We start from the raw sequence: 26,570 nt of genomic DNA on the forward strand, positions 1-26,570 counted from the left end.
ACGATCTTGTGTCGGGGTTTTATTGTTCAATAGTCATGGGAAATAGTTTCGCCACCCGATGGTGTGGTTAATGCCTTTAATACGGCGGGGTCGATGTTTGTCGAAAGTCGTCTCACAGTTCCATCGGCGAGCAAGACGAGCCCGCCACCGGGATGAGCAGATGAAATCAGCGGGTTGATAAGATCTTCATTCGTGTCTGCGGCTTTGATCGCCATTTGTGCAAAAGGGGCATAGATATCTTTCGGCTCTGCCCAGCGAATACCCCGACCAACCGCTTCGACAATCGCGATCGTATTCGAGGTCCCGTCGGCGACATCTTTCGCTGCCAGAAGTTTCCCTGGGGGAGCCATGGTCTCTTCACCGACAAGGGCCGCATAATCCGTCATACCAAGCGGAGCTGGCTGGCCGCGTCTTTTCCTGGATGCCAGTGGGCATTCATAGACTCTTAACTGCATCGACGAGACGGGTAGATTCGCCGTAGAGTCCCAGGCTTGATCCTGGCGGTAGCGATTAAAAATCGGACTATCTTCGACATAGGGTAGAATCTCCACGCGCCAGCTCATTTCATTCTTCTCGGACGTCGGCATGCGCATAGGAAACATGAATGTTGCGTCATGATAATTATAGACAGCCAAACCCAGACTTTTTAAGTTGCTTCGGCATTCGGTAGCACCCGCCATCCAGGCGGGGTGTATCAGCGTCGGCTGCAGCATGATAAACGAAATCACCGCGAGAAATATGCATACGAATGCTCTACCTCGGTAATCTTTAGCGTTGCCAAGAAATAATCGATCAATTGTGCTGAATAAGCCACACAGCATGACGACCCATAAGCTGCCAAACACATAGAATTCAACATTCGCAAAGAGCTGTTTATGGAAAAAGCGAATGCTCGATAAGTAAAGGTAAGGAATCCAGGGGACGAGCAGCCACCGGATGAAATGACTCCAGTGAGCATCCTTTTGGAAGCAGGCCGGGTAAACCAGCAGGAATGTCACAAAGAGTGAAAATATCAACAGCAGAATCGCAAAGTTATCGGAGATGTCGTACATAAGAAGTCCCCTGTATCGCGGCAACACGGCAGTGCGATCTATTCGTCCCTGATGACATCACCAGCACTTGCTGTTGTTAGCATCCTCAGTGTCTCGGGTGAAATTTGTGATGAGATGAATCGAACGCTGCCGTCACCTAAGAGGATATGCGACCCGTGGCTATGGGCTGAAGACATGATCGGATGAGTGGCCTGCTGGTTTGTATTTGAGCTTTTGACAACCAATTCCACCTGATTCACATCAAGGTCTTTAGGTTCTGCCCAACGAATACCCGTGTCGATTGCCTCGACCACAAAAGCCGTATTGCTAAGTCCATCTTCGATATTCTGGATCAAAAGCATTTTGCCCTGTGGAAAAGCGGTCTCGTCTCCCACGAGAACCACGTAGTCTGTGAGGCCAAAGCCATCCTTGGGATCGGCCCGCCTATAACCAGCCGAAGGGCATTCATAGACAGGCCTGCGGCGTTTACTGAATGCCCAATTGGGTTCGGCATTCCAGGCGAATTGATCGCTGTATTTCTGATCGAGTTGATGAACATCCAGATAAGGCTCCATAGTCACTCGCCAGCTCACGGCAAGTTCTCCTTGCCCCGAACTGGGCATGGGGAAAACGCCATGTGCGTTATAGTACCTGTGGATTCCGAGACCAATGGAGTTCAAATGATGTCGGCAAGCAGTGCGCGCGAGAATCTCGCGAGCGGATGTCATTGTGGAGAGGAAAAGAAACGCCAAGAGCGGTGAGAGAATGGATGTGGCAATCACCGCACCCACAGGACGTGCCCGTGGCCGTTGCGATTCTGTTCGCCAGATCGTTGAGATCGCCCCCAGAATTCCCATGACCAGACAAAAGAATGCCAGCGCATATGCGAAGAAGTGATTCTCCAGTGGATAAAACGAAAGGAATGGCAGAATGAACAGGGGGATCACGGAAACGGCCAGCCACCACCAGAGATCACGATAGCTTGCGGGTTCATTCTTCTGACTGCGAAACGGTGCCACCACGATCACGACTGCCAAGCCCAGCAGAATCAGGTGCAACAAAATAGAAACAAGCATGTGGTCCCTTTCACTGCAGGATGCGACTCGTCCGCTGCAATCAACAGTACACCTCTGCGACTGGCAAATCATCAGGTGGGCTGCGAGAATTGCGGGTATCTGTGGAGGCTCTCCATAGAATCCAACAGGGATCGCCAAGGCGTTTCCATTCACTCCGACATCAACATTCACTGGCAGATCAAAGATACTTCCTATGGCTGATGAACAGACCTGGCTTTCGACACTTTCACGTTTAAAAGAACCTCACCTCGGGCGAACTCTGGGGGAATTGAAGCTCGTTCGCGGAGTCTCGCTGGGGAGCGACAAAATCATCGTCTCGCTCGATGTCCCTTTCCCTGGCTTTGTCAAAGCCAACGCCCTGAAAGAACATGTCCGCAGTGCTACCCACGAACTGGCGCAGGGCACCCCCGTTGAGTTTGATCTCGAATTGAACATCAAGGGGAAAAACTCGGGGGGATCGATTGGTCTGAGTGTGAAAAACGTGATTGCCGTCGGTAGTGGGAAGGGTGGTGTTGGTAAGAGCACCGTCGCTGCCACGTTGGCTTATGGCCTGCAGGAACTGGGTGCCAATGTCGGGTTGATGGATGCCGATGTGTATGGCCCGAGTGTGCCGCATCTGGTGGGCGTGAATGAGCAACCTGTCGCTCTGGAGAGAACAGCCCCCGATGGCAAGAAGATGATGCGAATCCAGCCAGTGCTGGCCAGTGGCTTACCAACGATTTCGATGGGTTTTTTTGTCCAGGCCGATCAGGCGGTCATCTGGCGTGGGCCAATGCTGCATCAGGCAATTTCCCAGTTTTTGCAGCAGGTCGACTGGGGCCCGCTCGACTATCTGATTATCGACATGCCTCCAGGAACCGGCGACGTCTCATTAACGCTATCGCAGCTTTTAGGCCTGGCGGGTGCGGTGGTTGTCTGCAGTCCTCAGCAGGTGGCACTCCTGGATGCCGTGAAGGCTGTGAGTATGTTCCGGCAGGTGAAGATCCCCGTTCTGGGGATGGTAGAGAACATGTCGGGTGAGATTTTTGGGCGCGGCGGTGCGCAGTCGAAAGCCGCAGAACTCGGAATTCCATTCCTGGGTGAATTACCCATGGATGCCGGGATTCGAGTCGCTGGGGATGCTGGTGAAATTGCCCGCCTTGTCCGGGAAGAGAATCCCTCGCGGGATGCCCTGCTGACGATCTGCGAAAATGTGGCCGAGCAGATTGCCAAAAGCCTCCTCAGTGCTCCATCGATGCCGACACTTGAGATTCTGTAGTCCGATACGCAGGTTCAACCAGGGTCGCTCCAGCTCGTTTTCCATCAGGTTCAGATTCCTCCCAAGATGCCACCACGTTCTGCCGCCAAAGCTGTTGCCGAACGATCAACTTCTGAAAGTGGGAAGCGGGCCTCATCATTCCTGATTCCAGAGTGGCTCTGGGCTCTGGGTGCAGCGATCCTGGCCTCTTGGCTGGCATGGGCGTCGTTCTACGAAGGTTCTACGCTCATTGGTGGCGATCTTTACACGTATCTGCTTCCACAGAAGGCATTCTTCCAGCATGAACTGGCTGCTGGCCGCTGGCCACTCTGGAACAATCTCACAGGTCATGGCTACCCGGTACTTGCCGAAAGCCAGACGGCAGTCTTCTACCCGCCACGCGTCATATCGCTGAGCCTCCTGCCGGCAGACCACGCTTACACCGCTGAACAACTTGCCCATTATGTGGCTGCATTTTTTTGTATGTGGCTTTATTTAAGGCAAATTGGTGTTTCCATACCGGGCACGATTTTTGGTTGTGTCGTCTATGTCTACGGCTGGTTTCCGACACGGATCATACTCGAGTGGGCCATCATTGGTGGTGTTTACCTGCCGTTAGGCTTGTGGCTGATCGAACGATTTCTGCAGCGAAAAAGCTGGAAGTACGCGATGGCACTGGCCGGTGTGTTGGGGTTGCATCTGCTGGCAGGGCATTACAACCTCGCCTTTATCGAAGTCCTGGTGTGGCTGGTTTACATTCCTGTTCGTCTATGGCTGTTGCCCTCGCTGGTACATTCGCCACAAACGACGGAATTCTCGGCAAGAGCACGTCTGCCTGTAGCGATACCCCTCGTTGTGGCCATTGGTTTTGGATTTGGTCTAGGTGCTGTTCAGTTATTGCCAACCTGGGAACTGAAGGGACAATCTCAACGAGCTGAGACCGGGCAGGACTTTCAGCCGGGATATGGCCACATTCCCCCACAGTTTCTGGGCCAGTTATTTGCGCCCACCTGGTGGAATCCAGCGAATCACAATATTGACGAAGAACTGTCGCAGATGTGGACACCCACCGGCGCAGGAACAAACCGTGTTGAAGCTCATTTGTATGCGGGGCTGGCTGTCTGGATGGGACTCGTGGGTGCAGGGTGGCTGGCCTATCGAAGTTCCGGGAACTTGATCCTCTTTCGCTGGATCGGCATTTTTCTCGTCGGCAGTCTGGTGGCGATCTTGTTTGCAACCGGGTTACCACTTTTCATTACTGCCTCACTTCCCGGCTTCTCGTATTTCACGGGCCCGGGTCGATTTGGAATAGTGGCCACGTTCTGCCTGGCGGTCGCCGGGGGATTGGCGTGGGATCAGTTACTGAGTCACATCAGTGCGAGATATCGCTGGATCTTGTGGTGTCTTGTGATTGGGTTCACGTGGTTCGATCTGCAGATTGTGAGCATGCAGGCCACGTATGGAGTGATCATTGAGAAGTCTCCTTACTCGATGATTTCGAAAAGCGAAGTTCGCCGCATTCTCCTCGCCGATGCCAGGCAACCCGTGCGGGTTTACGCTCCTGGAGCCAACCTGCCGAACCTGCTGGGCGTTTCGACAACGCCGGAGTTTCTCGGGATTGGACCGGCGGCTTACTTCTCGCCTGCTGCCAGATTTCCCGCAGAAGCCCCACTCTCTCAACAGATCGAGTTTCTCTCGAAACAAGGCGTCACGCACTGGTTGACGATGGATCCTTTAAGTGTCCCTGCTGCTGGAAGCAAAGACTCTTTGACAGGCGAACCAACAAATGAGGAATCGGTACGACTGGTCTGGAGTGGTTTTGATGAATTCCTCAATCGGGCCTGGGGTCGTTTTGATCAGCCGCTTTATCTCTACAGCCTGCCTGCGGCCCCTGGTCGCTGTTACGTTGAAGGCGTCGGTTCCCAGCCAGCCCGAAAAGTGACCATCGTGGAGCATGGCCCCCAGAGAATTGAAGTTCAGGTCGAGGCCGGCCCCCGACAGACGCTGGTACTGACGGAACTCGCTGACCGCGACTGGAAGCTGACTATCAACGGTCAGCCCGCATCCTGGGAAGCAACTGGGCTTTCCCGAAAGGTTGAAGTGCCAGAAGGTGAGACGCTTCTTGTCTGGAGTTACCAGCCTTGGTCACTCGGGTGGGGTGCGGGAATCAGCCTGTTCGTCTTACTGATACTCGCGACGATCGGCCATATCCGTTTCTGGCATCCTCAATGGACACGCTGGTGGTTGCCGTAAGCACCGTAAATCGGTCTGCCTGCTGTGCCAGAACTTCAGGTCGAACTTCTCCTGACCATGCAGGAGCGTCTTTCAGGCGAGAAGGCCTCAGAACTCAGCTTTTTCCATGACTCACAGCCTTTGAGCATCGCGTGCAAGGGTGGCCCGGCCAACTCGTGGCCGGGTCGTCGTACTCCGTATGACGACAAGAAGCCGCGCTATGCGTGTGTCTCTGGAACCCTCGCCCGCGTCTTCGTGGGAGAGGGTGGCACGAAGTGCCGGGTGAGGGTCTTGCCGCTGGGTATGTAACAGCCAGCGAGCCATCCGCAGGGGCGCCGATTGACTGTCAGAGAGCGATGATGAACAGCATCATGCGTTGAAGCCGGTTGTTGATCACGCGCCCAAAAATGTTCGGACTCACCCTCATCCCAGCCTTCTCCCGTCAGAACGGGAGAAGGGGTAAAAAACCCTCGCCCGCGTCTGCGTGGGAGAGGGTGGCACGGAGTGCCGGGTGAGGGTCTTGCCGCTGGGTATGTAACAGCCAGTGAGCTATCCGCCGGGGCGGCGATTGACTGTCAGAGAGCGAGGATGAAGAGCATCACGCGTTGAAGCCGGTTGTTGATCACGCGCCCAAGATGTTCGGACTCACCCTCATCCCGGCCTTCTCCCGTCGGAACGGGAGAAGGGGTAAAAAACCCTCGCCCGCGTCTGCGTGGGAGAGGGTGGCACGAAGTGCCGGGTGAGGGTCTTGCCGCTGGGTGCATAACAGCCAGCGAGCTATCCGCAGGGGCGGCGATCGACTGTCAGAGAGCGAAGATAAAGAGCATCATGCGTTGAAGCCGGTTGTTAATAGAACACCAAATACGTTTGGACTCGCCCTCATCCCGGCCTTCTCCCGTCAGAACGGGAGAAGGGGTAAAAAACCCTCGCCCGCGTCTGCGTGGGAGAGGGCAAATGCATCTGACAACATGCTTTGCGGCTTGAGCATATCTTCGCCATCAACATTCAGAGTCGCATTATCTGGGGGCAAACGAAGACGTTTGACTCCAGCCACACATCAAGTCAGCACACCAGAACACCAGCACAGTTAAGTGAAAAGATAGCAGCTTAGCCCTGGTCAGCGATCGCACAGCGTTCGTTTGTCTTCATACGGCTGGAGGTGATTCCAATGCTTGTGCGAGGCCTGAGCGATAACTTTCATAGCGAAATTCGAATTGATCGGAAAATTGGGAACGAACTCGCTTATTGAGCCCGCCCGAGCCTCGTTTGGGAAGAGAGGCTTCATCGAATACTGGTGGTGCCGATCCAATTCGACGTGCCAGTTCGCTGTAATAGTCAATCCGCCGAACAGGTTCTCGATCAACCCCCACCACAACTTCTGGCCCTCCTTCACAGAGTAATCGATAGGCTAAAGCAGCCGCATCGGCCTGATGGATGAGGTTGAGCCATGCCTCTCCTGAACCGGCAATCGGCTGCTTTTGTTGCAGTGCCTCCACTTTCGCCAGTAAACGTCCCGGGCCGTAAATTCCCGCTAATCGCAGAATGGTCGACTTGCCAGCAGGGCAGAGAGTTCTCACAACCTCTTCGGCTGTCGCACAGATTTCGCCACCTTCGGTTGTTGGTGCGACTGGCGTCAGTTCATCGACCCAGCTTCCATCATCAAACCCCCAGACACTCGTACTGGAAATGGATACAACAGACTCAGCGGCAGGAGCCGTCGCGAGCAATGCATTTCGTAAGCCATTAACATAGACCTCACGCTTACTGGCGGTGGAATTGCGATCGTAACCAACGGCCCAGAGGATGCGCCTTGCCGCAGGAAGCACTGCGAGTGATGCGGCATCGGTGACTTCCGCCAGAACTGGTTCGATTGACTGGCTTTTCAAAAAAGCCGCTTTTTCCTGGCTGCGTGTCACGGCAGCACAATGGAGCCCTGCAGAGACAAACTGGCGAGCAACCTGCAATCCCACATAGCCACAGCCAAAAATCAACACATCAACCCTGGGGGAATTCGTCATAACGAGCCTGGCATTCAATTTCGGTTTGTTCAGCGATCGCAAGCATGAACATTACGAATGGATTTATCTGCTCTCTTCAGAGGCAAGAGCAGGTTTCGGTTTCGCAGCGAAAATTCGTTCGAGATACTGTTTGGTGACATCTTCGGGGATCACACCATCTGTGGGAATGAACTCAAACGTCTGGTCATCAAGTGGTTCGTCGAGAACGACCTGGGAGAACTCCATCGAGAAAATAGGACGCAAAGATTTCTCGGGGCCGGTCGTACGCTTCAGATAGAGCAGGCGGTGTGGGAAAAGTGTCTCGGCTGAGTAGGTGATTCGAACGACCTCAGGAAAGAAGGGAAGTGTGGAGAGAGGTTTGGAAGGAAACCATTTGGCAGGAAATTCAGGTTTCCATTCCCCCTGAACATGGAAGACTTTGCCTTGTTCGGTTTCCTCGGGTTTGAGTGCAGTAAAGTTCATGCATCGCTGGATGGAGGCCATGATCCCAGGGAGACCACCCAGCCCCAGCTCGGAAAGCATCAATGTTTCTGCAGTGCCACCCGCTGCTCCCGCATTGAGAATCTGCCGCACATCCCGGCGTGTATAGCGTTTGATGTCATCAATCACCGTGCGATTCCAGAGGGTTTCACCATCGCAGACTTCGAGCGTTTCCCCTGTGATTCCGGATTTGAGTTTGAGCTGGGTTGTCAGTCGCAGCTTCAGCCCCTCGGCTTCATACCGACCCGTGGAAATGATTGTCTGCTCTCCGAACTGGACGAGTGTTTTCACATTCGCCTGAATCGATTTCCGCCGGGCCAGCGAAACCTGGGCCTCCTGGACCAGTGCCAGCACTCGGATCGATGCCTCAGACGGTGCGAGTGCATGTGGAGCAAGTTCGCTGGAAGTTGTCGTGTCTAATGTCGTCTTGGAGCTGGATGCGGATTGATCGGCACTCTTTGCAGGCGGGAGAGGTTGAACAGAACCAGTCGCTCCACTCAGCAGAGCAGGAGTTTGGCCTGTGCCCGGGGCAGATCCTGGGAGGATTTGCGGCTCGGCTGTTTTTGTAAAAGCGGCCTGTTCGATGGGGTCTTTTTTTGACGTAACATTTTCTTGGGTATCAACTTGCGAGGCAAACGCGATCTTCCGAAGTTGAGGCGTTACCGTCCAGATTCCTCCCATGACCACGAAGCCGGCGACAAACAGAGCCGCATACCTGAGCCCTGAGGCTCTTGTCTGTTTCTGCGTGTTTGTTGGGGTTGGTCGAGTTTGCTGATTATGCATTTCGTTCCCAAATTGACGGATTTTCCAAAGCTGCATGCCCCGGAGTTCCGAAAACAGGTGTGTCAAGTGCTTTTGCGCGTGGCCTTCAGAGGCAATCCCGAACAGCAGACATTCCTTCTGGAATGCCGGTCTGGGGATGGTATGCAATTGAGGCCGCGAGGTGAACGGGAAGTTCATCCGTAGGTAAAGGCATGTGCGCGTCATATGTTCGGACACGAGGTCTGTCCTATTTGGCAGCCCGGCGTCCCCAGGCGGTGCGTTGGATAGCAAAGAGGGGTCGCGATGAAGTTTTACTTCCTGGCATTGGGGACGGTCGTCGTCGTGTGCGTCGGCTGCGCCATGGACGGACAGCAAGTGATGAACAAGGGCGAGTACCATGCTCCCCCTGCCGCGATGATGATGCGGCCGGGCCCCATGGTCGATGGCCCGGGACCTGGCGTGATGCCAGCACTTCCGACAGGTATGGGTGGCCCCATGATGGGCGGCCCGATGATGGGTGGTCCTGCTGGTGGGATGATTCCTCCCGGGATTCCCACCACGACTCAGGTTCGCTTTGTCGGGCCTGACGGTATGCACGTCGGCTGGCAGATTCCCGATGGTTATGCTGAGAACCAGCTCGTGGCTCCTGCTCGATTCAACTTCCAGCAGGCTGCAACTTATCGCCTCAAGCTGACCAATATTCCTGGTCGTGCTGGTTTGAACCTGTATCCGACCTTGCAGGTCTACCCCAGCCACCCGAATACAGTTGGTTACCTGTCTCACAACAGCGTGCCACTGCAGATTACCGTTGAAGATCTCGATCAGGTCGAAAGCAACAACTTTGTCACCAAGGTGATCTACCTGCCCGATGCCAAGTATCAGGAACTGGCGATTGCCAACGTGGAAACGCTCGTTTCGACTCGGCTCGACCCAGGTGTGGATCCCGTCCAGGAAGCTGACAAGCGTGGTACGATCATGGCGATCCTTCGCTTAGGCAACATGGATCTCGAAATGCCCGGTGCCCCAGGTGCTCCCGGCGCAACAGTCGGTGGTCCGAACGGTGGTGTGAATCAGGTCGCTTACAACGTGGTCGATGGTGACAAAGGTCAGCATGTCCCTCCGATGCCCATGAGCATTATGCCCGGGTATGGCCCAGGTGTTCCCGATGCGATGATGGTCGCCGGTTATGGTATGCCCGGACAGCCAGCAGGCAGCCCTTATGTGAGTGGCGTTGGTATGCCAATGTGGGGTCAACCGATCACAGGGACACCTATCGGACTCGCCGGCCCTCCCCACCTGCCTTATGGTGGTCCTGCCGGTCTCAAGAGCCACACCATTCGTAACCGTACCAAAATGGATATTCCAGAACCTGTGGACCATATGCTGATCGATGTTGAGCATGCCCCAGGTCTGAGCCTGCCCAAACCAGTTCGCTATGTCGAGTACAAGGAAACTCATCCTGTGTACTCACCCGGCGAGCTGAGCAACCCAGCCTGGAATGCTCCCGGTGCTGGAGCTGGTGGGGACGGTGCTTACTGCCCACCAGGTATGCAACGATAATTGAATGGAGATTCGCCTACCCCGGAGAACTAGCTTATGTCGGTTCTCCGGGGTTCAGGCGTTCCTGATGATTGAATTTCTGCTCTCGTTTTCTCCCGTCGTGCTGTTCAATTCGATGGTTTCCTCTTCTCGAAAAGAGTTTCCTGCCATGCGATGCCTAGCCCCCCAGGCAAACTCGAAAGTTGTGGCTCTTGGATGGAAAACTGTCCTTTGGATGCTCCTGTGGGGCTGTCTGCCTATGGTGGCTTCAGCGCAGCAGTATCCGTCGACTGACCGTCGCCACTTCCCATTGAATCACATGACCTCACCCGGCACAGCTGCCGCGTGGGCCGTCGCCAATGGCAAAGCCCATCCGGCCTACTTCCAGCCAGTGCGGATTACGGTTCCCACACAGGGCCGAGTTGACTTCTTCGATGGCTCACCAGCTCGGCCCGTGTCGATGGCCGCACCAGGGCAGGCGGGGCTCCTGGTTGGCCAGACATATCGGGTGCGTTTAACTGGCCTGCCCGAGTTCCCGAATCAGGAATTTTATCCCACGATTGAACTCATCGATCGCCTGCATCCCCCTGAAGGACTGGCTGATCGATTCCCTGTTGAAGTCCAGTTCAGCGAAGATGATTTCGAGTTTGCCGCCCAGGGCCGATTGGTAACGAAGGTTATTTATCTGGAACAGCCCGACCGAATTCCACTCTCAGTTCTGGATGCTGATCTCCGTGTGACAGAAGTCCCTCCGCAACAGAACGCGCTGGCCGAAGCTGATCTTTTGGGACGACCGGTCGCCATTGTCAGGCTGGGTGGACGCACACCCGATAGCCACAATCCGCTGGATCCGACCTTCTTTGGATTCTGCCCGCCAGTGCAACCTTCTCCCGCAACGGCAACGCCTGAAAACGGTCAACCGGCCAATCCCACTCCGATCCAGAACGAAACTCCACAGGCGCGGACTCGACCAGGTGGAGTGCGAGCCTCGGCTTCCATTCAGCAAACAGGTGGTCGCTAATTCCGGATCGACCTTCGGTCTCATCTTCAGTTCGAGTTTTTACCCATTCTGGGTTCATGATTGAGAGTGTCCTTATGACTCGGAAACTCCTCACAACTGCGACTCGCCCGTTATCCTTCGGGCTCCCTGCGATGCTCACGAATCATCTGCAGGGGCATCGTCTGCTGCCAGGTCGTCTGATTCTGGGTGGTCTGATGTTGGCAGCGACCAGTTCGACAGGCTGCACCACTCAACGGGCTGTCACAGCCATGCGGCAGATTTCTGAGCCTCCCGCTTATCTGATCATCGTGAATGACGAAATCACAGTTCGCGGGCAATCGCCCGACGATACCGGCAACATGGCTGGTCGGGTCAAGCTGGGTTCGAAATCTGCGAATGGCCAACAGGTTCAAACCGTCAGCCATACTCCGGCCATCGAAGCACTTCCCGTGGGGATGAAGATCGAAGTCTGTCCCCCGGATCGACGAGTTGTGGCTGGTTGTCCTGATCCCAAAATCTGCCCGCCACCCTTTGCACCTGGCTTTACCATGGCTGAGTGCTACCTGATGGAATGCAAAAAGCGTTATCCCGACGAATACATTTGTGATGGCGGCGATCGTGGTCTGCCGGTGCATTACGATTCTGTGGGTATTCAAGGTCTCGAAACGGAAGACACTGTTGCCGAGTTCGTTGATCACACAGGGAAAGAGCGAGTCAAGCCATCGAGCCGCGTGTGTGTCTATGCACCTCGATTTGCCGCCGTTCGATCCGTCAGTGTCCCTGCCGTCGGTGAAGCGGTGAGTGAGCTGGCGAATGTTGCCGGCTCAACGGGCGATCGCAGCATGCGAGCTCAGACCAAAATCGATCAATCGGCTCAGCAGACTCCGACCGGTGGCTTGCGAATGCGTTCTCGCTCCAGCGGTCTGGAATCGACTTCCGGCCAGGGAGATTTTGCATCGATTACCCGGCTCGCTGCTCATGAGAAGTTGATCAATCTCTTCCAAGACATTGGCTTTCTGCGAACAGGTTTGATGGAAGTGGATGACGTGGCTGCCATTCAGCAGGGGATGCAGGCTTCGATGGCCTGGAGCCGCGAGCAGTCGCCAATCATTGCCGCCAAACTCGATGTGCCGATTGAAGGCCGCAGCGATGTGCACGCCGCTGTGATCACATTGATCGATGATGCCAAAAACAACGAGCCCGGCGAACTTCGTGTCGTCAAGCTGGCCGACAAGCAGGATGCCGTCAGTGGTGATGTGATTGAATTCGTCATTCGCTTCGACAACCTTGGCCCGAATGCGGTCTCGGGAGTGCGGTTGATTGATAACCTCACGCCACGATTGTCATACATTCCTGACAGTGCTACCTGCACGTTGCCAGGCCAACTGGTGGTCACACCCAACGGCGTCGGGAGTGAGATCCTGATCTGGGAACTCGAAAACTCTCTCGAAGCCCGCAAAGGTGGCGTCATCACCTTCAAGGCCCGCGTCCGATAAACCCTCGCCCGCGTCTGCGTGGGAGAGGGTGGCACGGAGTGCCGGGTGAGGGTCTTGCCGCTGGGTGCATAACAGCCAGCGAGCTATCCGCAGAGGCGGCGATTGACTGTCAGAGAGCGAGGATGAAGAGCATCACGCGATGAAGCCGGATGTTAATGGAACGCCCAATACGTTTGAGCTCGCCCTCATCCCGGCCTTCTCCCGTCAGAACGGGAGAAGGGGTAAAAACCCTCGCCCGCGTCTGCGTGGGAGAGGGTGGCACGGAGTGCCGGGTGAGGGTCTTGCCGCTGGGTATGTAACAGCCAGCGAGCTATCCGCCGGGGCGGCGATTGACTGTCAGAGAGCGAGGATGAAGAGCATCACGCGTTGAAGCCGGTTGTTGAACACGCGCCCAAGATATTCGGACTCACCCTCATCCCAGCCTTCTCCCGTCAGAACGGGAGAAGGGGAAAAAGACTTTGATGTCGTCCGATGGCGTGTCACACCGCAACGAATTGCGATCAATCGGGACGACCTCTTCGCCAGTAGCTCTGCCCCTACTTCTCCAGAACCTGACCTGCCTCGATAAACTTGCGGAAGTCGAACGTCCCCTGGCTGGCATCATAGGCCGCTTCCAGCTTCGAACGATCCACCACGTATGCACCGCGGAACTCAGGCTCGTACAAGTCGTTGAGTGGTGCTCCAATCCGGACGGCATTGCCATTTGCTGTATCGTACGTCGCCCGGAAGAACTTGCAGGTCAAAAAGACCACAAACGTATTACTGCGAGTCGTCGCATTCTGCGACATCTTCGCAATCAGACGCTCCCGAGTCATCGGATCGAGTGCGCCGTTACTATGGTCCGTATCTGAACCAACTTCGAATAGCAACCGGGTATTCTGATCCAAAGGATCGACACTGCGAATCAGTGAAGGCAGTGCAGGATTCCCGCCTCCCACTGTCGGAGTGGCACTGAAGCTGCGGAAAGGGCGGCTGCCGGGCAAGCCAGGTAATCCAAATTGTTGGCCCAGATCTCCATACCAGGGATCAGCTTCTGAGTAATCTCGGTTGAACAGAAACTCATTCCACCAGTCGAGACCATCAATTGTGTTGAGTGGTGGCGCAGAAACATTAGTCGTGAGATCGACATTCACCACGCGTTCATCATCCAGCCATGCCGCCAGCACTTCGGGATGCCGGATCGTGTTCGGATTCAGTTTGCCTGGTACTCGATTGATGGAGTTCATAGCGGTCTCATTGCTGAGATTTTTATTGACCCTGGAGGGGACTTCTAGAAGCTCAAGGACGCGGTGCCAGCGGTTATGGTTATTCCCGGCTGGAGGTGTGGTACTCACAGGAGATTGATACAACGGCGCCAGGAACTTGGCTCCCGCAGTTCGCGAGTACTCGATGAAATCGATCGCTCCATCGTTGTTTGAGTCGTATTGCTCTTCGAGGTTCTGCTGACCGGCGGCATAACTCTTTCGTGTATCGACCAGTCGTAACGTCAAGTGCTTCGGACCAAACAGCGGGATCAAAAACAGCTCGCCCATGTTTGCCAGATCGCGGTCAAAATGCCTTTGCAGTGCTGTCCATGTCACCAGCGCTCCCGGGTTGGCTGCTCCAATCGAGTTGACATAAGGATCGAGTGGCGCTGTTTCGGTACCATCAGGCGGAGTTGGTGGTGTGCCATCGGGATGTTGAGTCAGGCTGGCAGCAGTTGCGTCGAGTGGCTGGTTTCGCTCAAAGGAGCGCAGCTTATTCAGTTCCGTATCAATATTCGGATAAGCCGTCGATGGCTGAAGATCGAACTCTCGCAATCCAGTCACTCGCAATCGATCCACTTCGACCCATTCGTTGTCAGTCGCTGCCGTCGCATCAGCGGGACGGGTTCGCCCCAGGTACTGTCGGCGGTACAAAATCACATCCAGTGGGTCGTTGGCATTGGTAATCATGCTGTCTTCGAGAAGCCGGATACCAGCGGTCACTGCTCCGTATTCGTTGGCATCTCCTGCCATGAGCCGGTGCGTGGTGCCGTTTGTTGATTCCCGCCTGACGACATCGAGATCAAGCACTCCGTTGCGAGGTGCAATCCAGGTTCGATTGATCGTGAAATCTGGTGTCCCGCTCGTCCACTCAAAATCGACCTTCATCACGCTCTGCATATCCGTCGGCTGTGCAGAAGCGCCGACATCAAAGCTCGTTCCTCCAATCGTATACCGGCCATTCGGAGCAATTGTGCCTAACTGCATCGTCAGTGCTCTGGCTTTGGAAAGATCGGGTAAAGTCATTGCAATTCGAGGCTGGACGACGATCTGATAGTCACCATTAGTAAAGTCAATGTTATCATGGCCGGTGTTGGCCAGTTCGATGTACATCAGATATTGATCGGTTGTGTCATCCCACTGTGTGGCCTGATGATCGACAGGGACCATGGAGGCATCTTCGACTTTGTTGGCTTTAATGGCCAGCACTTCGTTGATCGCCAGACGCTGCCGCTCAATGCCATAGACCTGAGCATAGACAGAGCTGCCAGAAACCGTCGCAGATGTGGGGAGGTTGGCATCGTCGACGTTCCAGCCATCAGAAAGGTCGATGTCGTAGACAAAACGGGTGATCACTTCATCGCGATCCATGGCATCAACATAGTTGACGGCAAACTGTGCCATCTCCCGGAGTTGATCTGGCGAATAAAGTGCAGAAGCCGGCTGGGTGGCAGCATTGAGATTGTCCGCCGCTCCACCAAAGAGATAGAGCAGGACATAGATATCGCGAGCTAATCGCTGTCGATCCAGCCGCGCCTGCCGCTCTTGAGTGCTTGTCGCGATATTGGCACCGGCATTCACTTCATGCTGCACCAGTGGGCGGACTGACGGACTGGCTGCTGTACCATCGATGACACTGTTGAGAGGAATGCGGCGGTGGATGCGTGCTGTGTTGTTGTCATTTTCGATGATTTCCAGCCACTTCCGCACTGGGCCGCGCAAGGGATCTGCCGCTGAATAAAGGGCGACCGCACCAAACTGGGGAGGAAATACATATCGCCCGCCACTGGCTGTATACTCCCAGGATCGATTGATGCTTCGTGGCCACGAGAACTGCTTACGATCCGAGCTCACTGTCGTCAGCTTCGTGCGAATATCATCGGCACGAGTGCTGTTACCTGTGTTCAGATTGAAAGGAGCCAGATCAGTCAATCGAGTGGAGACATTAAATTCTGTGGCCTTGGCCTGGCGCATCTGCAGGACAGCGCTATCAAAAGCATCGAACAGGCTGTCGTTCAGATCGGGGGTGTCTCGGTAGTAGGCCGTCTCGTAAGGATCATCACCTAACGTAAAGACACCCGCCAAACGAGGTGCGTTTGTGGTGTTCCATTTCACGAAGGAATTCGTGTCCTGCCCGACCATCCGGCTGAAGCGGAACTGGTTGTTGAAGAGATCCAGATTTTTCACATTCGTTGATAAGACATAAGATCCAACTCCCATGAAATCGAGTGGCCACGCGAATGTCGAATTCAGCACATTCGCAGCAACCGGATAAGGCCATGATGTGGGATAACCAGTGCCACCATTCGCAGAATCATTGTTATCGTCGCTGTTCGTCAGGCCTGCCCGAGGGAGCACAGTTCCCGTCCCTGTGGCAACACTCTGCAAGAGCGATTGCTCGCCATGGCGACCTGGATAGATCGTTTCAATCACCGAAGGAGCACTGAATTTCACCCGGCCCAGCAGGATCATCGCCAATTCCATATTGGACGCTTCCTTCCAGGTATTGACGACCGATGTGATCGGTGGATTCGTGGTGGGCCCTGGGTAGCTTGCAGGCTGTGTTGTGAACATCTGGGTGTAAGGTGACCAGTCCACACCACCTGCCACGTCAGCAGTTCCCGGTCGGGAGTTGAAGACCCACGACGGGTTCACTTCGGCAGGCCCTAAGCCTTGATTGGATCGCGAAAAGAATTCGAGCGAAGCGGCTGCACCGAGAATTCCTGCAGGGACTGCTCCCGTCGCACCATTGGGATTTGTTCCCAACGCGGGCACCCCCAATGCCTGATTCAAGGCCAGATTACCATGCACATTCAGATTGATCAGACTGTCCAGATCATAGATCGTGGCGGAAAAGAGTGGTACGAACGGATTCCCATTGGCATCTTCTTGGACAGGGTAGTCGAGGTCGAGCCAGATCCCTTCCGGAATGCCATCCTGGTCATTATCAACGTCATATTCATAAGTGGCAGCATCGGTGAGGAACGTACCGGAAGAAGTCGCGATTCGTTCCCAGATGCCCTGACGCCCCGTCTTAAATACTGGAACCGATGTGGTATAGGTCCCGTCCATCGGCTGCATGGGGAAGCCTTGCGTCATCGGTGGATTCAGTGAGGGACTCGCCGCCTCTGCATTTGTCAGAAAACGGCTGACGGCAGGAGAACCCTGCACCTGGATTCGATGATCAGGGTGCGGCCTCAAGGATCGGCTACCCCATCCGCTATAGTCATACCAGCGCTGACCAGCCGGGTCTGTTGCTAATAATGGATCGTTGGTACCTGGCCGCCGCATGTACTGAGGTCTGTGATAAGAAGGCACGATGACCGGGACAGACAATGCGGGATTGGTCGGATGTGGAATATATCCCCGATATGCCAGAAACGCGGTATTAATATCAGGGGCTGTGTAATCACCACCACGGCGGGGAAGGAGCAGTGGGTCGGCACTTCGCCAGTTATTGGCCGCCGGTGAGACATTCAGTGACAGCGGATTGTACTCGGTTTGCCCGGCAGTGATAGTCGAAACGGTCGCTCCAGTGGAAACATTGATGCGATCTCCAGTTCCTGCGAGGAGGTTAAAATTACTGACACGGACAGGAGCCGCTACATCGGCAATCAGATAGTCATCAATGACCAGAGTCCCGGCATTCCACGACAGACGCATCGATCCGCCATCAAACGGATGCCGGTCGGGATACTGGTAAACGACACGACCTGTCCCGGCTGAATCAACGCGTTGCACATTCCCCATGGCGTTGGTCACCATCGAGTGAGTGCTCGACCACAATGCACTGCTGCGATATTCGGGCCGGGTGCCAACGACGATCTGTTCCAAAGCGAAGTCGAATAGAACTTCGCCAGTCAGTCCCAGTTCCTGGGGAGCTTTGGCCGCTTCCGAAAAATATTCGGCGTTACTTTGCTCCTGCCGGGCGAAGGTGAAAAAGATTACCCCCAGGATCGAGAGCAATCCCAGCAGCACGAGGACGATCAGCAATGTCGATCCCTGGCGAGGATCTGCAGCGATTTTTGGCTTTCGATCCTTACCAGGCCGGAAAACCTGCTGAGCCGATTTTGCATGAATCATGTTTTTCATAATGTTCTCTCCTGCCAGAATTGGCAGAGGCATCAATCAAGATGCCCATCGACGGTGCTCGAACACTTCGTTCACGAGTTGCTTCGGCCCGCAATCTCGAAAGGAATGGATCAGTACTTCTGGTAGATTTTGTTGATCACGCCTACTGCAGTTGCCTGCATTGGCGATTTAAACTTATTGCAGGAAATCACTTCGTGTGGTCTGTCCTGGAAGACATGCTTGCCCAGAGCGGCAAGCATGGCACACAGAGTGTGATCATTTCATAGACAGCGTATTGTTTTCCTTGGGATGAATATCATTGCATTGCTGACGATAGGCTTCTAAATGGTCTGTCGTTAAGGAGTCAGGTCACATTGCATGGTGACTGTTCGTAGTTGCTGGGATGTCGGGTCTAAAAATCGAACCGTGATCTGTATTAGGCGAATCGGGCGACGGTTATCGACAGGTGTCCATTCGACCGATCCATCAAAAATCGGCGTGCCATAGACGATGGGTAGTGTCAGTGGAATAGTGGCTCCGGCGGCATTGTTCGTCCCGGCACTGGCTCCTGAGCGAACAAAGAAGACGGGATCGCCAGGAATGCTGGAGACACCCCCCACGAGCTCCGGCAATACAGCACCCGCTGTCGTACCGCTGGTGAATCGAGGCAATTCGTAGGCCGAAGCAGTCGCCGCCGCAATGTAGCGTCTGGGGAGAAACGGTGGATTCTCCGCTGGGTCTGAAGCGATGGTCGCCAGTCGAACAGCCGGTCCCCAGGTGTCGAATACGTTGTTGTTGTTGGCGGCACCTGGGCCAAAGTTAACGTTGAGGCGACGGTCGATATTGCCACTCACGGCAGGGTTGGCACTATAGAGCACACTTCCAGGACCGCCGATATCAACAAAGGCTCCTAAACCACCATTGGCAAAGTCATCCCAGACTTTCACGTCGAACGATACCACATTCGCCAGCAGCAGATCTTCACCACGCCGACTGCCATTGGCCGAGTCGTGCTGCAGTCCATCAACAACGTTCGTTTGCGGATTTACAACCGCAGGGAATGTCGTGTTTGATTGATTCATAGGACTTGTTGCTGTCGTGGCACCGAACGGATACTGAAAGTTATTGCTCGATGTTTCCTCCATGGTGTAGCGACCGAAGAAAACATTCGACAAAAACTCTTTGGGCTTACCGGCGTTGGCAGTGCCATCAGCAAACTCAAAGCCGAAACGACTTGTTGGCAGTCGCAGGTCATCCAGAGTGTTGAAACGAACTCCGCCTGCATCGGGAGGCGTTGCTGAGCCAAAGACTCGACTTATGATCGGTCTGGAGGAAAAGTCAAAGTCCTTCCAGAATGATGATGTTGATGTCGGGTAATAGGGTGTTGTAGTCGATGAATTGGGATCGAAGATCCTATGAGTTGTGTTTCCGTCATTGTGAGGATCAATCTCGGCTGTTGAATCAGCAGGTTCACGAACCAGCATGACTCGCCTGTAGAGAGCACCGGGGCGACCGGTGGTACCACGCCGCATAAACAGCGAAATCTCGGCTGTCGAACTGAGTGACGAAAGGTTACCCAGGTCGCCATCATCATAATCGGGTTGATTCAGACTGTTGCCCACCTGCAGGGCTCGCCCGGAGTAGCTGTCCGTATCAGCCAATGAGTTGACTGTCGCAGTGATCTTGCCCGTGAACTGCAAGACATCATCAGTATCATCGAACGGATTATTTTCCGAAATATAGAAGTAGCCGAGCATATCGCTCTCTTCTGTATTCACGGTATCTGTATATCCCGTGGGCCTGGCGGCCCAGGGCCAGACATAGCGATAGGTGCGGTTATTCAAATCTTTAGTGATGATCGTCTGGATCGATCGCGCCCGCTGGTCGTTCTCCATGATGCCGCGTTGGGTTGAGACTGTCCCCGCAGCAATTTGAAAAACCTGCGCAAAGAGCGTCATCATCAACAGAACGAGTGCGACCGAAACGAGCATTTCGACCAGTGTAAAACCGGCGGAATGCCCCTTTCGATGGCCTTGTGGTCTTGGGTGTTTGGTTAAAGAGTTCATTTATTGTACATCTCGAATAGAGACTGGATTGAGCGGAAAGACATCCACCACATTGGGCATGATGACTGCCGATCCATCATTCGCATTTTCAAACACGCGGCCCTCAATACGTATGCGGGCATAGCTGGTCCCTGAGCCGGATGAAAGACCCGTGGGGTAAAAAGAAGCCGCTGGAAAATCCGTCGGTTTCGCTGCCGCCAGACTAGTGAAACTTTCTTCCAGTTGGGAAATGCGATACCACCGCATGCGGCCGGCATCGAGGATATAGCCACCCTTCTTCCACTTGGGAGGATCGTTTTCATCGTATTTGACAACGATCACCGACGATGCTGCGCCAGAGGTGTCGACGTACGAGGCGAAGAAGGCTCCCTGGATCCGTTCGTCATTAACGCCGAATTGCCGGCGGAAGAAGACCACCGCATCCGAATTGCGTGTCCCATCAGCTTTTACGCGCGTTGTCGTGAGCCAGGTGTATCGCAACTCCTGCGTTTCGATACGGATCTTGACGGGTGAAAAGCCAAGTGATCCGACAAACGACAAACTCGTGGATGTCGGTGCAGGTGTCCCGCTGATCGGACGAATTTCGACGCGACGCATATCGGCATCGAACATCACCATCCGGCTCGAAGTGACAGCCGGGTTGACGATCTGATTCAATCCGGTCTGATCGGCAAAGGTGATCGTAAAGGTGCCGTCTCCATTATCGGCGGGAGCTGCGAAATCGACTGATTCCACCTGCAGGAGCCAGCTATCGGGCAATGTCGCAATCTGGCTTGCCTGCAGTAATGTCGTGGCGCCGCCTGTAAAACGCGGTACGACAGTCAGTGCGTTGGTTCCATCATTTCCAAAAAAGCGACCAGCATTCGGTGCCAGGACATCCGCCATGCGGAAGGAACCCAGGGGATCAACCACATAGCCATTCGCAATGGAAACTGGCTGCCAGATCGTCCCATCAGCCGCTGTAATCGGCCCGGTACTGGCCCAGACGGGTTCCGTATTTCCCAGCACACCACTGGTGCTGCAACCAAAGACCAGACGTGGAAATTGTGAACGGGTGATGGGGTTACTGGGCAATATAAATGTAGGGCGCGCGGGATTATCGGTTATGGATGTCGCCGTGAGGCCGGGTTGCCAGAGTGCAGCACCGGTGTTGACCTGGCTGAGTGCATTCCGCATTCCGCGGACGTTGTAACTCAGGATGGCCGAGTTGGTCATATTGGTCGCTGCGACCGACTTCAGCACGCTGATCGGAAATAGCGAGGCCAGCCCGACGATGCCAATCCCCATAATCATCAGCGAGATGAGGACTTCACTCAGCGTCACACCCGCACGGGCTCTTGAACCGTGTGTTCTGTTTGGCCGATAGAAAGTGCGGGCCGACCGAGGGAGCGGAAGTAATGTTTTCATTTACCGGCTCCTTCACCAGTTTCGGCATACAGCAAGCGATCACTCCCTGCTCCGAATCCCACTTCATGCACAGAAACTGCGCCCGTGCGAGTTGCCACACTGACGAAATACTTATCGCCTCGATTCTCACTATCTTCTGTTTCGGCAGTTGTGCCGCCTTCCCAGGCCAGACGATCGAGGTCGGCATCTTTTTGTGTTCCGACATACAGGTGGAGTAAGCCCGCGGTGGCAGCCTGACCAATGACTGTGCCACTGGGTGAGAACATGATGTCAAGCTGATTGCTGTAGCGAGGTGGATTGACGGAACCATCGCGCCAAGCGGTTGGAAGAATATTACCCCGGACAGCAGGAGCACTCAGGGCATCGATATTCCGCGAACATCGATCCAGATGTACGACCACACCTGCTGGTAGAAAGACAGGCTTCTGGCCCACAAACGGAACCGGATCGAGTTGCAGATCATAGGTTGTCACGCCATCCCGACCTGCAGCGAAGGCTTGAAGTGTTCCAGAAGGTGTTTCTGCCGGGAGCCGGAAGGGAGTCGTGAGTCGTAACCGAATCTGGCCGGCACTGGTATCCAAGGTGGCTCGATACCACGTTCCCTGACTTCCTTTAGGAATTCGAATGCGAATGTCATTAGGAAATCGCTGGCGGGCAATCAGATTGGCCCAGTTCGTTCCTGCCGCTTCAGCAACGACTCGAACATCCGTTGAAGTCAGATTCGACTCATCCCGTCGCAATTCAATGGTTCCATCCGACCATAACTCGCCGGGCTGAATATAGACCATGCTGGTAATCGTACGGTCGTTATTGGGGCTTTTGATGAAACGCACACCCACGGGCGATTTGGCATAAATGGCCCGGTCTCGGGCACCATTCAGGAATGACTGGATCTGCCTGGCCCCTGCGCGGACTTTGTCACCATCGAGGCTCAGTCGCACCATGGTCGCAGTGATGACCAGGAGCGTGACCAGAATCGAGATCACAACCAGCAGTTCGATCAGCGTAAAGCCGCGTCGCTCAGAGATTCTCTGAACCGGCTTTCGTCCGATCGTCAATATCAGGTGTTTAACAGACATGAGAGTCAATCTCCCGCCCTTGAATCAGCGACGGTTGTTGAAGTTCGAAATATCATCCAGTAAATCATCGCGAGATGCCGGCAAGCCAAGTCGCCCTGTGGTGGTATGTGGTTCCTGCAATCCCAGGACTTTCCCTGGCCCTGCGGAAACGATGAGAGGTGTAAAGAACGTGTCGAGCTGGTGGTAGTTATTACGAAAGGCAGTATCGCTTTGACTCAGCCCCACTAGCATCGACTGAATTCGGCCGTAGCCATCATCAGGATCAACACCTAAGGGATCGAGATTTGTGCCGGTCGATGCCGGCAGATCAGGAATCAATACAAGGCCATACTGGCGATCGATTGTGCCGTTGGGGTAAGTGAGTGGCGGGTTGGAATTGCTGGCTGTTGCCAAGGTGGCTGTCGTGCCACTGGTCGTATTGCGGACCAGAGCCGTTGGCCAGCGATAGAACCGCAATGGTTCTCCCCAGGCATCAATAAACTCCAGGTGACCATCGCCGTCGGTATCCCGGATTTCGTTACTCGAAAAATTATCGGGACTGACAGGTGGTAATCCAAAGACCTGGGCTTGAGTGAGGGCGTAATAAAGGAGTGCTGATGATTCGGTTTCGACCTTATGGTTGGCACTGATATAGGCTGTTGATGTCAACAGGGGATGACTCGAGGGCAATTCGCTGAACGACTGGGGAAACGTTTGTTTCAGCAGCATCTTCCGGGCCAGGACTTTCATCGCCGGGATGTAGTTGTTGGTGTTCGCATTACTGATCCCCAGATCAGCCCGTACCTGCCGGAAGTATCTCTGGTTATTCGTTCCCTGTTCGAGTGCTTTATCAACCGCGCGATTAAACGATTCCAGCCGCTGTTGCAGGAGGCCATCAATCTTGAGAATTGTGGCCTGAGTCGCCCGCTCACGTGCTGTGAGAATCGTATTCCCAAAAACAGCCGCAAATATCGAAATCATCAGCAGAATCAGGCCAATCACCACCAGCAATTCAATGACGGTAAAACCTGCCCGGCGATTTTGCGAATCGCGACGACGAGGCGGGAAGCTGGAATTCGACGAAATTCTGTTCGCGCAACGGGCAATAGCGCCAGTTGGCGAACTACGAAAATCGAATTGGTGAAACGGATGGATCATCTGAGCATCCCGCGATCGCCCCGTGGCTATGACTAGAAGCAAGCTAAATATCAATCTTGAACTTAATAGAGAGAGGTTCTACTAAACGCCTAGCGACCACCCAGCGTTCCTGAATAAAAGTTAGTAATGTTATCAAATTCCGCCTCGCGGTCTGCCACACTCACAGCCCCGGTGATTCCCGGTGCCCAGACAGCCGAAGGAATATCGGTGGAAGCGTAACCTGGCAATGGTGTCGCGACTTCCGGCTGGAATGGTCCGCCCGGCCCGAAAGTCTGGTCATACCCAGGGGAGATGATCTGGAATGACTTGGCGTTCCAGGCGGATTTATTGCCTTTATCTTGTGCATAGGGGAGGATGGGGTAATTCGCTGAGTTCCCCTGAGGTCCGTAAGTTAAAATGCCATACTTACCGTTCGTGGTGGCTGCGTAAAAATAGGGAGTCCCCTGCCCTGAAATGGGATCGACAAATTCTGGCAGATTATCGCCATCAAGATCGGTATAGCGACTTGCTGGATGTTCGTAAAAAGGAGTAGTGCGTGGGCCTGCTCCACGTCGGAATGGAGCAGCAGGGTCTTTGGAAAAACCAATGGCCCGCCATAAAGTGGTCGAACCTTCAACGGTTTTTTCGTGTAAACCACCGAGGAAGAAGGCCAGGCATTCGGCATTGGAGAGTACGATTGCGCTCCCACCAGCAGTCCCATCGCCATCGATATCTGGAGCACCCGCAGTATAGGCAAAGTCAAATTGTGGCCAGAACTGGCGGATTATGGCTTTGGATTCACGAATCTCTTGAGCCGTGTACAAATTCGGTGCCACCCCACCATCCGCCGGAGTGGCCCAGAGTGCCGCTGTCTGTGGAATCACAATACGGCTGGGAGGATGGATACCATACTCTTTCTCAAAGGCGACGCAGGCCGATTCGATCGCGCTGATTTCAGTACGTACCTGAGCAATGGTTGCTCTACGGCGGGCGCCGTTGATGGCTGGTAGTAAGAGAGCGATCAGTATCGAGATCACCACAATGACAGCGAGCAATTCAATCAGTGTGAAGCCCGCACGAGGCCCTGAAGAGGCACCTTCTGGCTGTGTACTGGAATCGCATCCGCGCCCGGCATAACGAAGGCTGTAGGGGCTAGTTTTCAGGAACATGATGAACTCCAGTCGCAGCGATGAGAGCCGGTTGTCGATGGATGAATTTCTCGGGTTGTCAACAAATCGTTCGAGGCGAAGGTCGCGGTGCTCTGCTCAGACTCTGGAAACACCTCGCCCGCGAAATCAGAGATTTCTCTGATTTATCCAGACGGGCGAGTGGCACCTGTGTCAGTTTCCACAAGGTTCAGGACAGGTCGTTGAGCAACTGAATCAGAGGCATGAAGAGGGCAATCACAATGAAACCCACAATCAAGCCCAGCACCACGACCATGAGTGGCTCGAGCATGTTGATCAGACCTTCGACCAGCACGCCCACTTCTTCGTCATAAACATCAGCGACTTTGTAGAGCATGTTGTCGAGTGCTCCCGTCTCTTCACCGACGTCGACCATATTGACGACGATCTCGTCGTAAATTTTTGTTTCTCGGAGAGGAACAGCCATCGATTCCCCTTCGCGAATCGCCGCATTGACATGCTCGAAAGCCTTCACGAACACAGCGTTTCCAGCGGTATCACGCGTAATCGAAAGCGCTTCCAGAATGGGTACACCTGAGGCCACGAGTGTTCCCAGCGTACGGCACGTTCTCGCGATAATCGACTTTTTCAAGATCAGCCCCAACATCGGAATGCGGAGTGAGATCCAGTCGATAACGAACGCGCCGGTTTTGTTCTTTTTGATAATCTTGATCAGCAGCCAGATCGAAATCGGAATGACGGGCCCCAGGTACCAGTAGTTGACGACGGCACTGCTTGTATCGATGAGGACAGTCGTCATAAGTGGCAGTTTGGTACCGAAGTCGTCGAAGATCTTTTTGAACTTCGGGATAATCCAGTACATAATGAAGCCCACGATCAGCGTGGCCACGGTGATCACCGCCGCCGGATAGATCATGGCCCCCTGAACTTTACGCTTCAGACTTTGCTGCCGCTCTTTGAACTCTGCGAGACGCTGGAGAATCACTTCCAGTGCACCACCGGCTTCACCGGCCCGCACCATGTTGACGTAGAGATTATCAAAAGCTTTGGGTTGCTTACCCATGGCTTCCGATAGAGTGCTACCAGATTCAATATCTTCAATAACACCCATCAGGGAGTTCTTCAGGGCACCAGGCTTGGCCTGCACTTCCAGAATTCGCAGACTTCGAAGAATGGGTAGGCCTGCATCCTGAAGTGTCGACAATTGCCGTGTAAAGGTGCAAAGCTGCTTGGCACCGACCCCGCCAATCGTGAAGGTTCCCTTCTTGCGGGCGTTGGGTTTTTTCTTCCCATCCTTAGCAGGACTTGTGTCTTTTTTCTTCTTGGTGCGACCTTTTTCAGAGATCTTGGTGACATAGAAGCCACGCTCACGGATCTTCGATTGAGCCTCCTGTTCGGTGGCGGCTTCAATCGTATCCTTGACTTCCATGCCCTTGTTGTCCATCGCTTCGTACATGAAGGTGGGCATTATCAGTTCCTTATCTGAAAAAGATGCAGAAGTAGTCGACTCTACGAGCTCAAACAAACCTGTTTCAATCGATCGATTGATCGTGAAGTGTCCAGAACGT

The 26,570-nt window shown here is 54.3% G+C and carries 17 protein-coding genes; 6 read left to right on the forward strand and 11 right to left on the reverse strand.

Features of this window, described 5'->3' with window-relative positions:
* Window positions 1–26 precede the first annotated feature (26 nt).
* Window positions 27–1,052, reverse strand: a complete 1,026-nt coding sequence (locus A6X21_RS12835) for a DUF1559 family PulG-like putative transporter (protein ID WP_068848482.1) — start codon at window positions 1,050–1,052, stop codon at window positions 27–29.
* 38 nt (window positions 1,053–1,090) lie between these two features.
* A complete protein-coding gene (locus A6X21_RS12840) occupies window positions 1,091–2,107 on the reverse strand; it encodes a DUF1559 family PulG-like putative transporter (RefSeq protein ID WP_068848484.1) in 1,017 nt (338 codons plus the stop codon).
* Window positions 2,108–2,300: 193 nt separating this feature from the next.
* Between A6X21_RS12840 and A6X21_RS12845 the strand changes: the two genes are divergently transcribed.
* The 3 genes from A6X21_RS12845 to A6X21_RS24370 all read left to right on the forward strand — a co-directional run bounded on the left by A6X21_RS12845 (window position 2,301) and on the right by A6X21_RS24370 (window position 5,885).
* Window positions 2,301–3,365: an Mrp/NBP35 family ATP-binding protein gene (locus A6X21_RS12845; protein WP_068848486.1), complete on the forward strand. Its 1,065-nt coding sequence runs from the start codon at window positions 2,301–2,303 to the stop codon at window positions 3,363–3,365.
* Window positions 3,366–3,431: 66 nt separating this feature from the next.
* A complete protein-coding gene (locus tag A6X21_RS12850; protein ID WP_068848488.1) occupies window positions 3,432–5,597 on the forward strand; it encodes a putative glycosyltransferase family protein in 2,166 nt (721 codons plus the stop codon).
* A gap of 24 nt (window positions 5,598–5,621) precedes the next feature.
* Window positions 5,622–5,885, forward strand: a complete 264-nt coding sequence (locus tag A6X21_RS24370) for a hypothetical protein (RefSeq protein WP_131818324.1) — start codon at window positions 5,622–5,624, stop codon at window positions 5,883–5,885.
* 836 nt (window positions 5,886–6,721) lie between these two features.
* Here A6X21_RS24370 and A6X21_RS12855 read toward each other — a convergent pair.
* Together A6X21_RS12855 and A6X21_RS12860 are read right to left on the reverse strand one after the other, a co-directional pair.
* Window positions 6,722–7,594 carry an NAD-dependent epimerase/dehydratase family protein gene (locus tag A6X21_RS12855; protein WP_068848491.1) on the reverse strand — a complete coding sequence of 291 codons (873 nt, stop codon included), beginning with the start codon at window positions 7,592–7,594 and terminating at the stop codon, window positions 6,722–6,724.
* A gap of 63 nt (window positions 7,595–7,657) precedes the next feature.
* A complete protein-coding gene (locus tag A6X21_RS12860; protein ID WP_131818325.1) occupies window positions 7,658–9,073 on the reverse strand; it encodes a hypothetical protein in 1,416 nt (471 codons plus the stop codon).
* 66 nt (window positions 9,074–9,139) lie between these two features.
* On the opposite strand from A6X21_RS12860, the gene A6X21_RS12865 reads away from it, so the two are divergent.
* The 3 genes from A6X21_RS12865 to A6X21_RS12875 all read left to right on the forward strand — a co-directional run bounded on the left by A6X21_RS12865 (window position 9,140) and on the right by A6X21_RS12875 (window position 12,871).
* Entirely contained in the window at window positions 9,140–10,396 is a 1,257-nt protein-coding gene (locus A6X21_RS12865) for a hypothetical protein (protein WP_068848495.1), read from the forward strand.
* Between the two features lie 67 nt (window positions 10,397–10,463).
* Entirely contained in the window at window positions 10,464–11,396 is a 933-nt protein-coding gene (locus tag A6X21_RS12870; protein WP_240490257.1) for a hypothetical protein, read from the forward strand.
* Between the two features lie 74 nt (window positions 11,397–11,470).
* Entirely contained in the window at window positions 11,471–12,871 is a 1,401-nt protein-coding gene (locus tag A6X21_RS12875; RefSeq protein ID WP_068848496.1) for a DUF11 domain-containing protein, read from the forward strand.
* 536 nt (window positions 12,872–13,407) lie between these two features.
* Here the strand turns inward: A6X21_RS12875 and A6X21_RS12885 are convergent.
* The 7 genes from A6X21_RS12885 to A6X21_RS12920 form a co-directional block, all read right to left on the reverse strand.
* A complete protein-coding gene (locus tag A6X21_RS12885) occupies window positions 13,408–18,207 on the reverse strand; it encodes a hypothetical protein (RefSeq protein ID WP_131818326.1) in 4,800 nt (1,599 codons plus the stop codon).
* A gap of 335 nt (window positions 18,208–18,542) precedes the next feature.
* A complete protein-coding gene (locus tag A6X21_RS12895; RefSeq protein ID WP_068848504.1) occupies window positions 18,543–20,252 on the reverse strand; it encodes a prepilin-type N-terminal cleavage/methylation domain-containing protein in 1,710 nt (569 codons plus the stop codon).
* Window positions 20,253–21,659: a type IV pilus modification PilV family protein gene (locus tag A6X21_RS12900; protein ID WP_068848507.1), complete on the reverse strand. Its 1,407-nt coding sequence runs from the start codon at window positions 21,657–21,659 to the stop codon at window positions 20,253–20,255.
* Window positions 21,656–22,738: a pilus assembly FimT family protein gene (locus A6X21_RS12905; RefSeq protein ID WP_068848508.1), complete on the reverse strand. Its 1,083-nt coding sequence runs from the start codon at window positions 22,736–22,738 to the stop codon at window positions 21,656–21,658. The genes A6X21_RS12900 and A6X21_RS12905 overlap by 4 nt, the downstream gene beginning before the upstream one ends.
* Window positions 22,739–22,762: 24 nt before the next feature.
* On the reverse strand, window positions 22,763–23,875 hold the full coding sequence (locus tag A6X21_RS12910) for a hypothetical protein (RefSeq protein ID WP_068848510.1): 1,113 nt from the start codon (window positions 23,873–23,875) through the stop codon (window positions 22,763–22,765).
* 89 nt (window positions 23,876–23,964) lie between these two features.
* The gene (locus tag A6X21_RS12915; RefSeq protein ID WP_068848513.1) at window positions 23,965–25,023 is read right to left on the reverse strand and encodes a type II secretion system protein; all 1,059 of its coding nucleotides are present in this window, start codon (window positions 25,021–25,023) and stop codon (window positions 23,965–23,967) included.
* Between the two features lie 187 nt (window positions 25,024–25,210).
* The gene (locus tag A6X21_RS12920) at window positions 25,211–26,470 is read right to left on the reverse strand and encodes a type II secretion system F family protein (RefSeq protein ID WP_068848515.1); all 1,260 of its coding nucleotides are present in this window, start codon (window positions 26,468–26,470) and stop codon (window positions 25,211–25,213) included.
* Window positions 26,471–26,570 lie beyond the last annotated feature (100 nt).

It is taken from the genome of Planctopirus hydrillae (assembly GCF_001707835.1).
Classification (GTDB): domain Bacteria; phylum Planctomycetota; class Planctomycetia; order Planctomycetales; family Planctomycetaceae; genus Planctopirus; species Planctopirus hydrillae.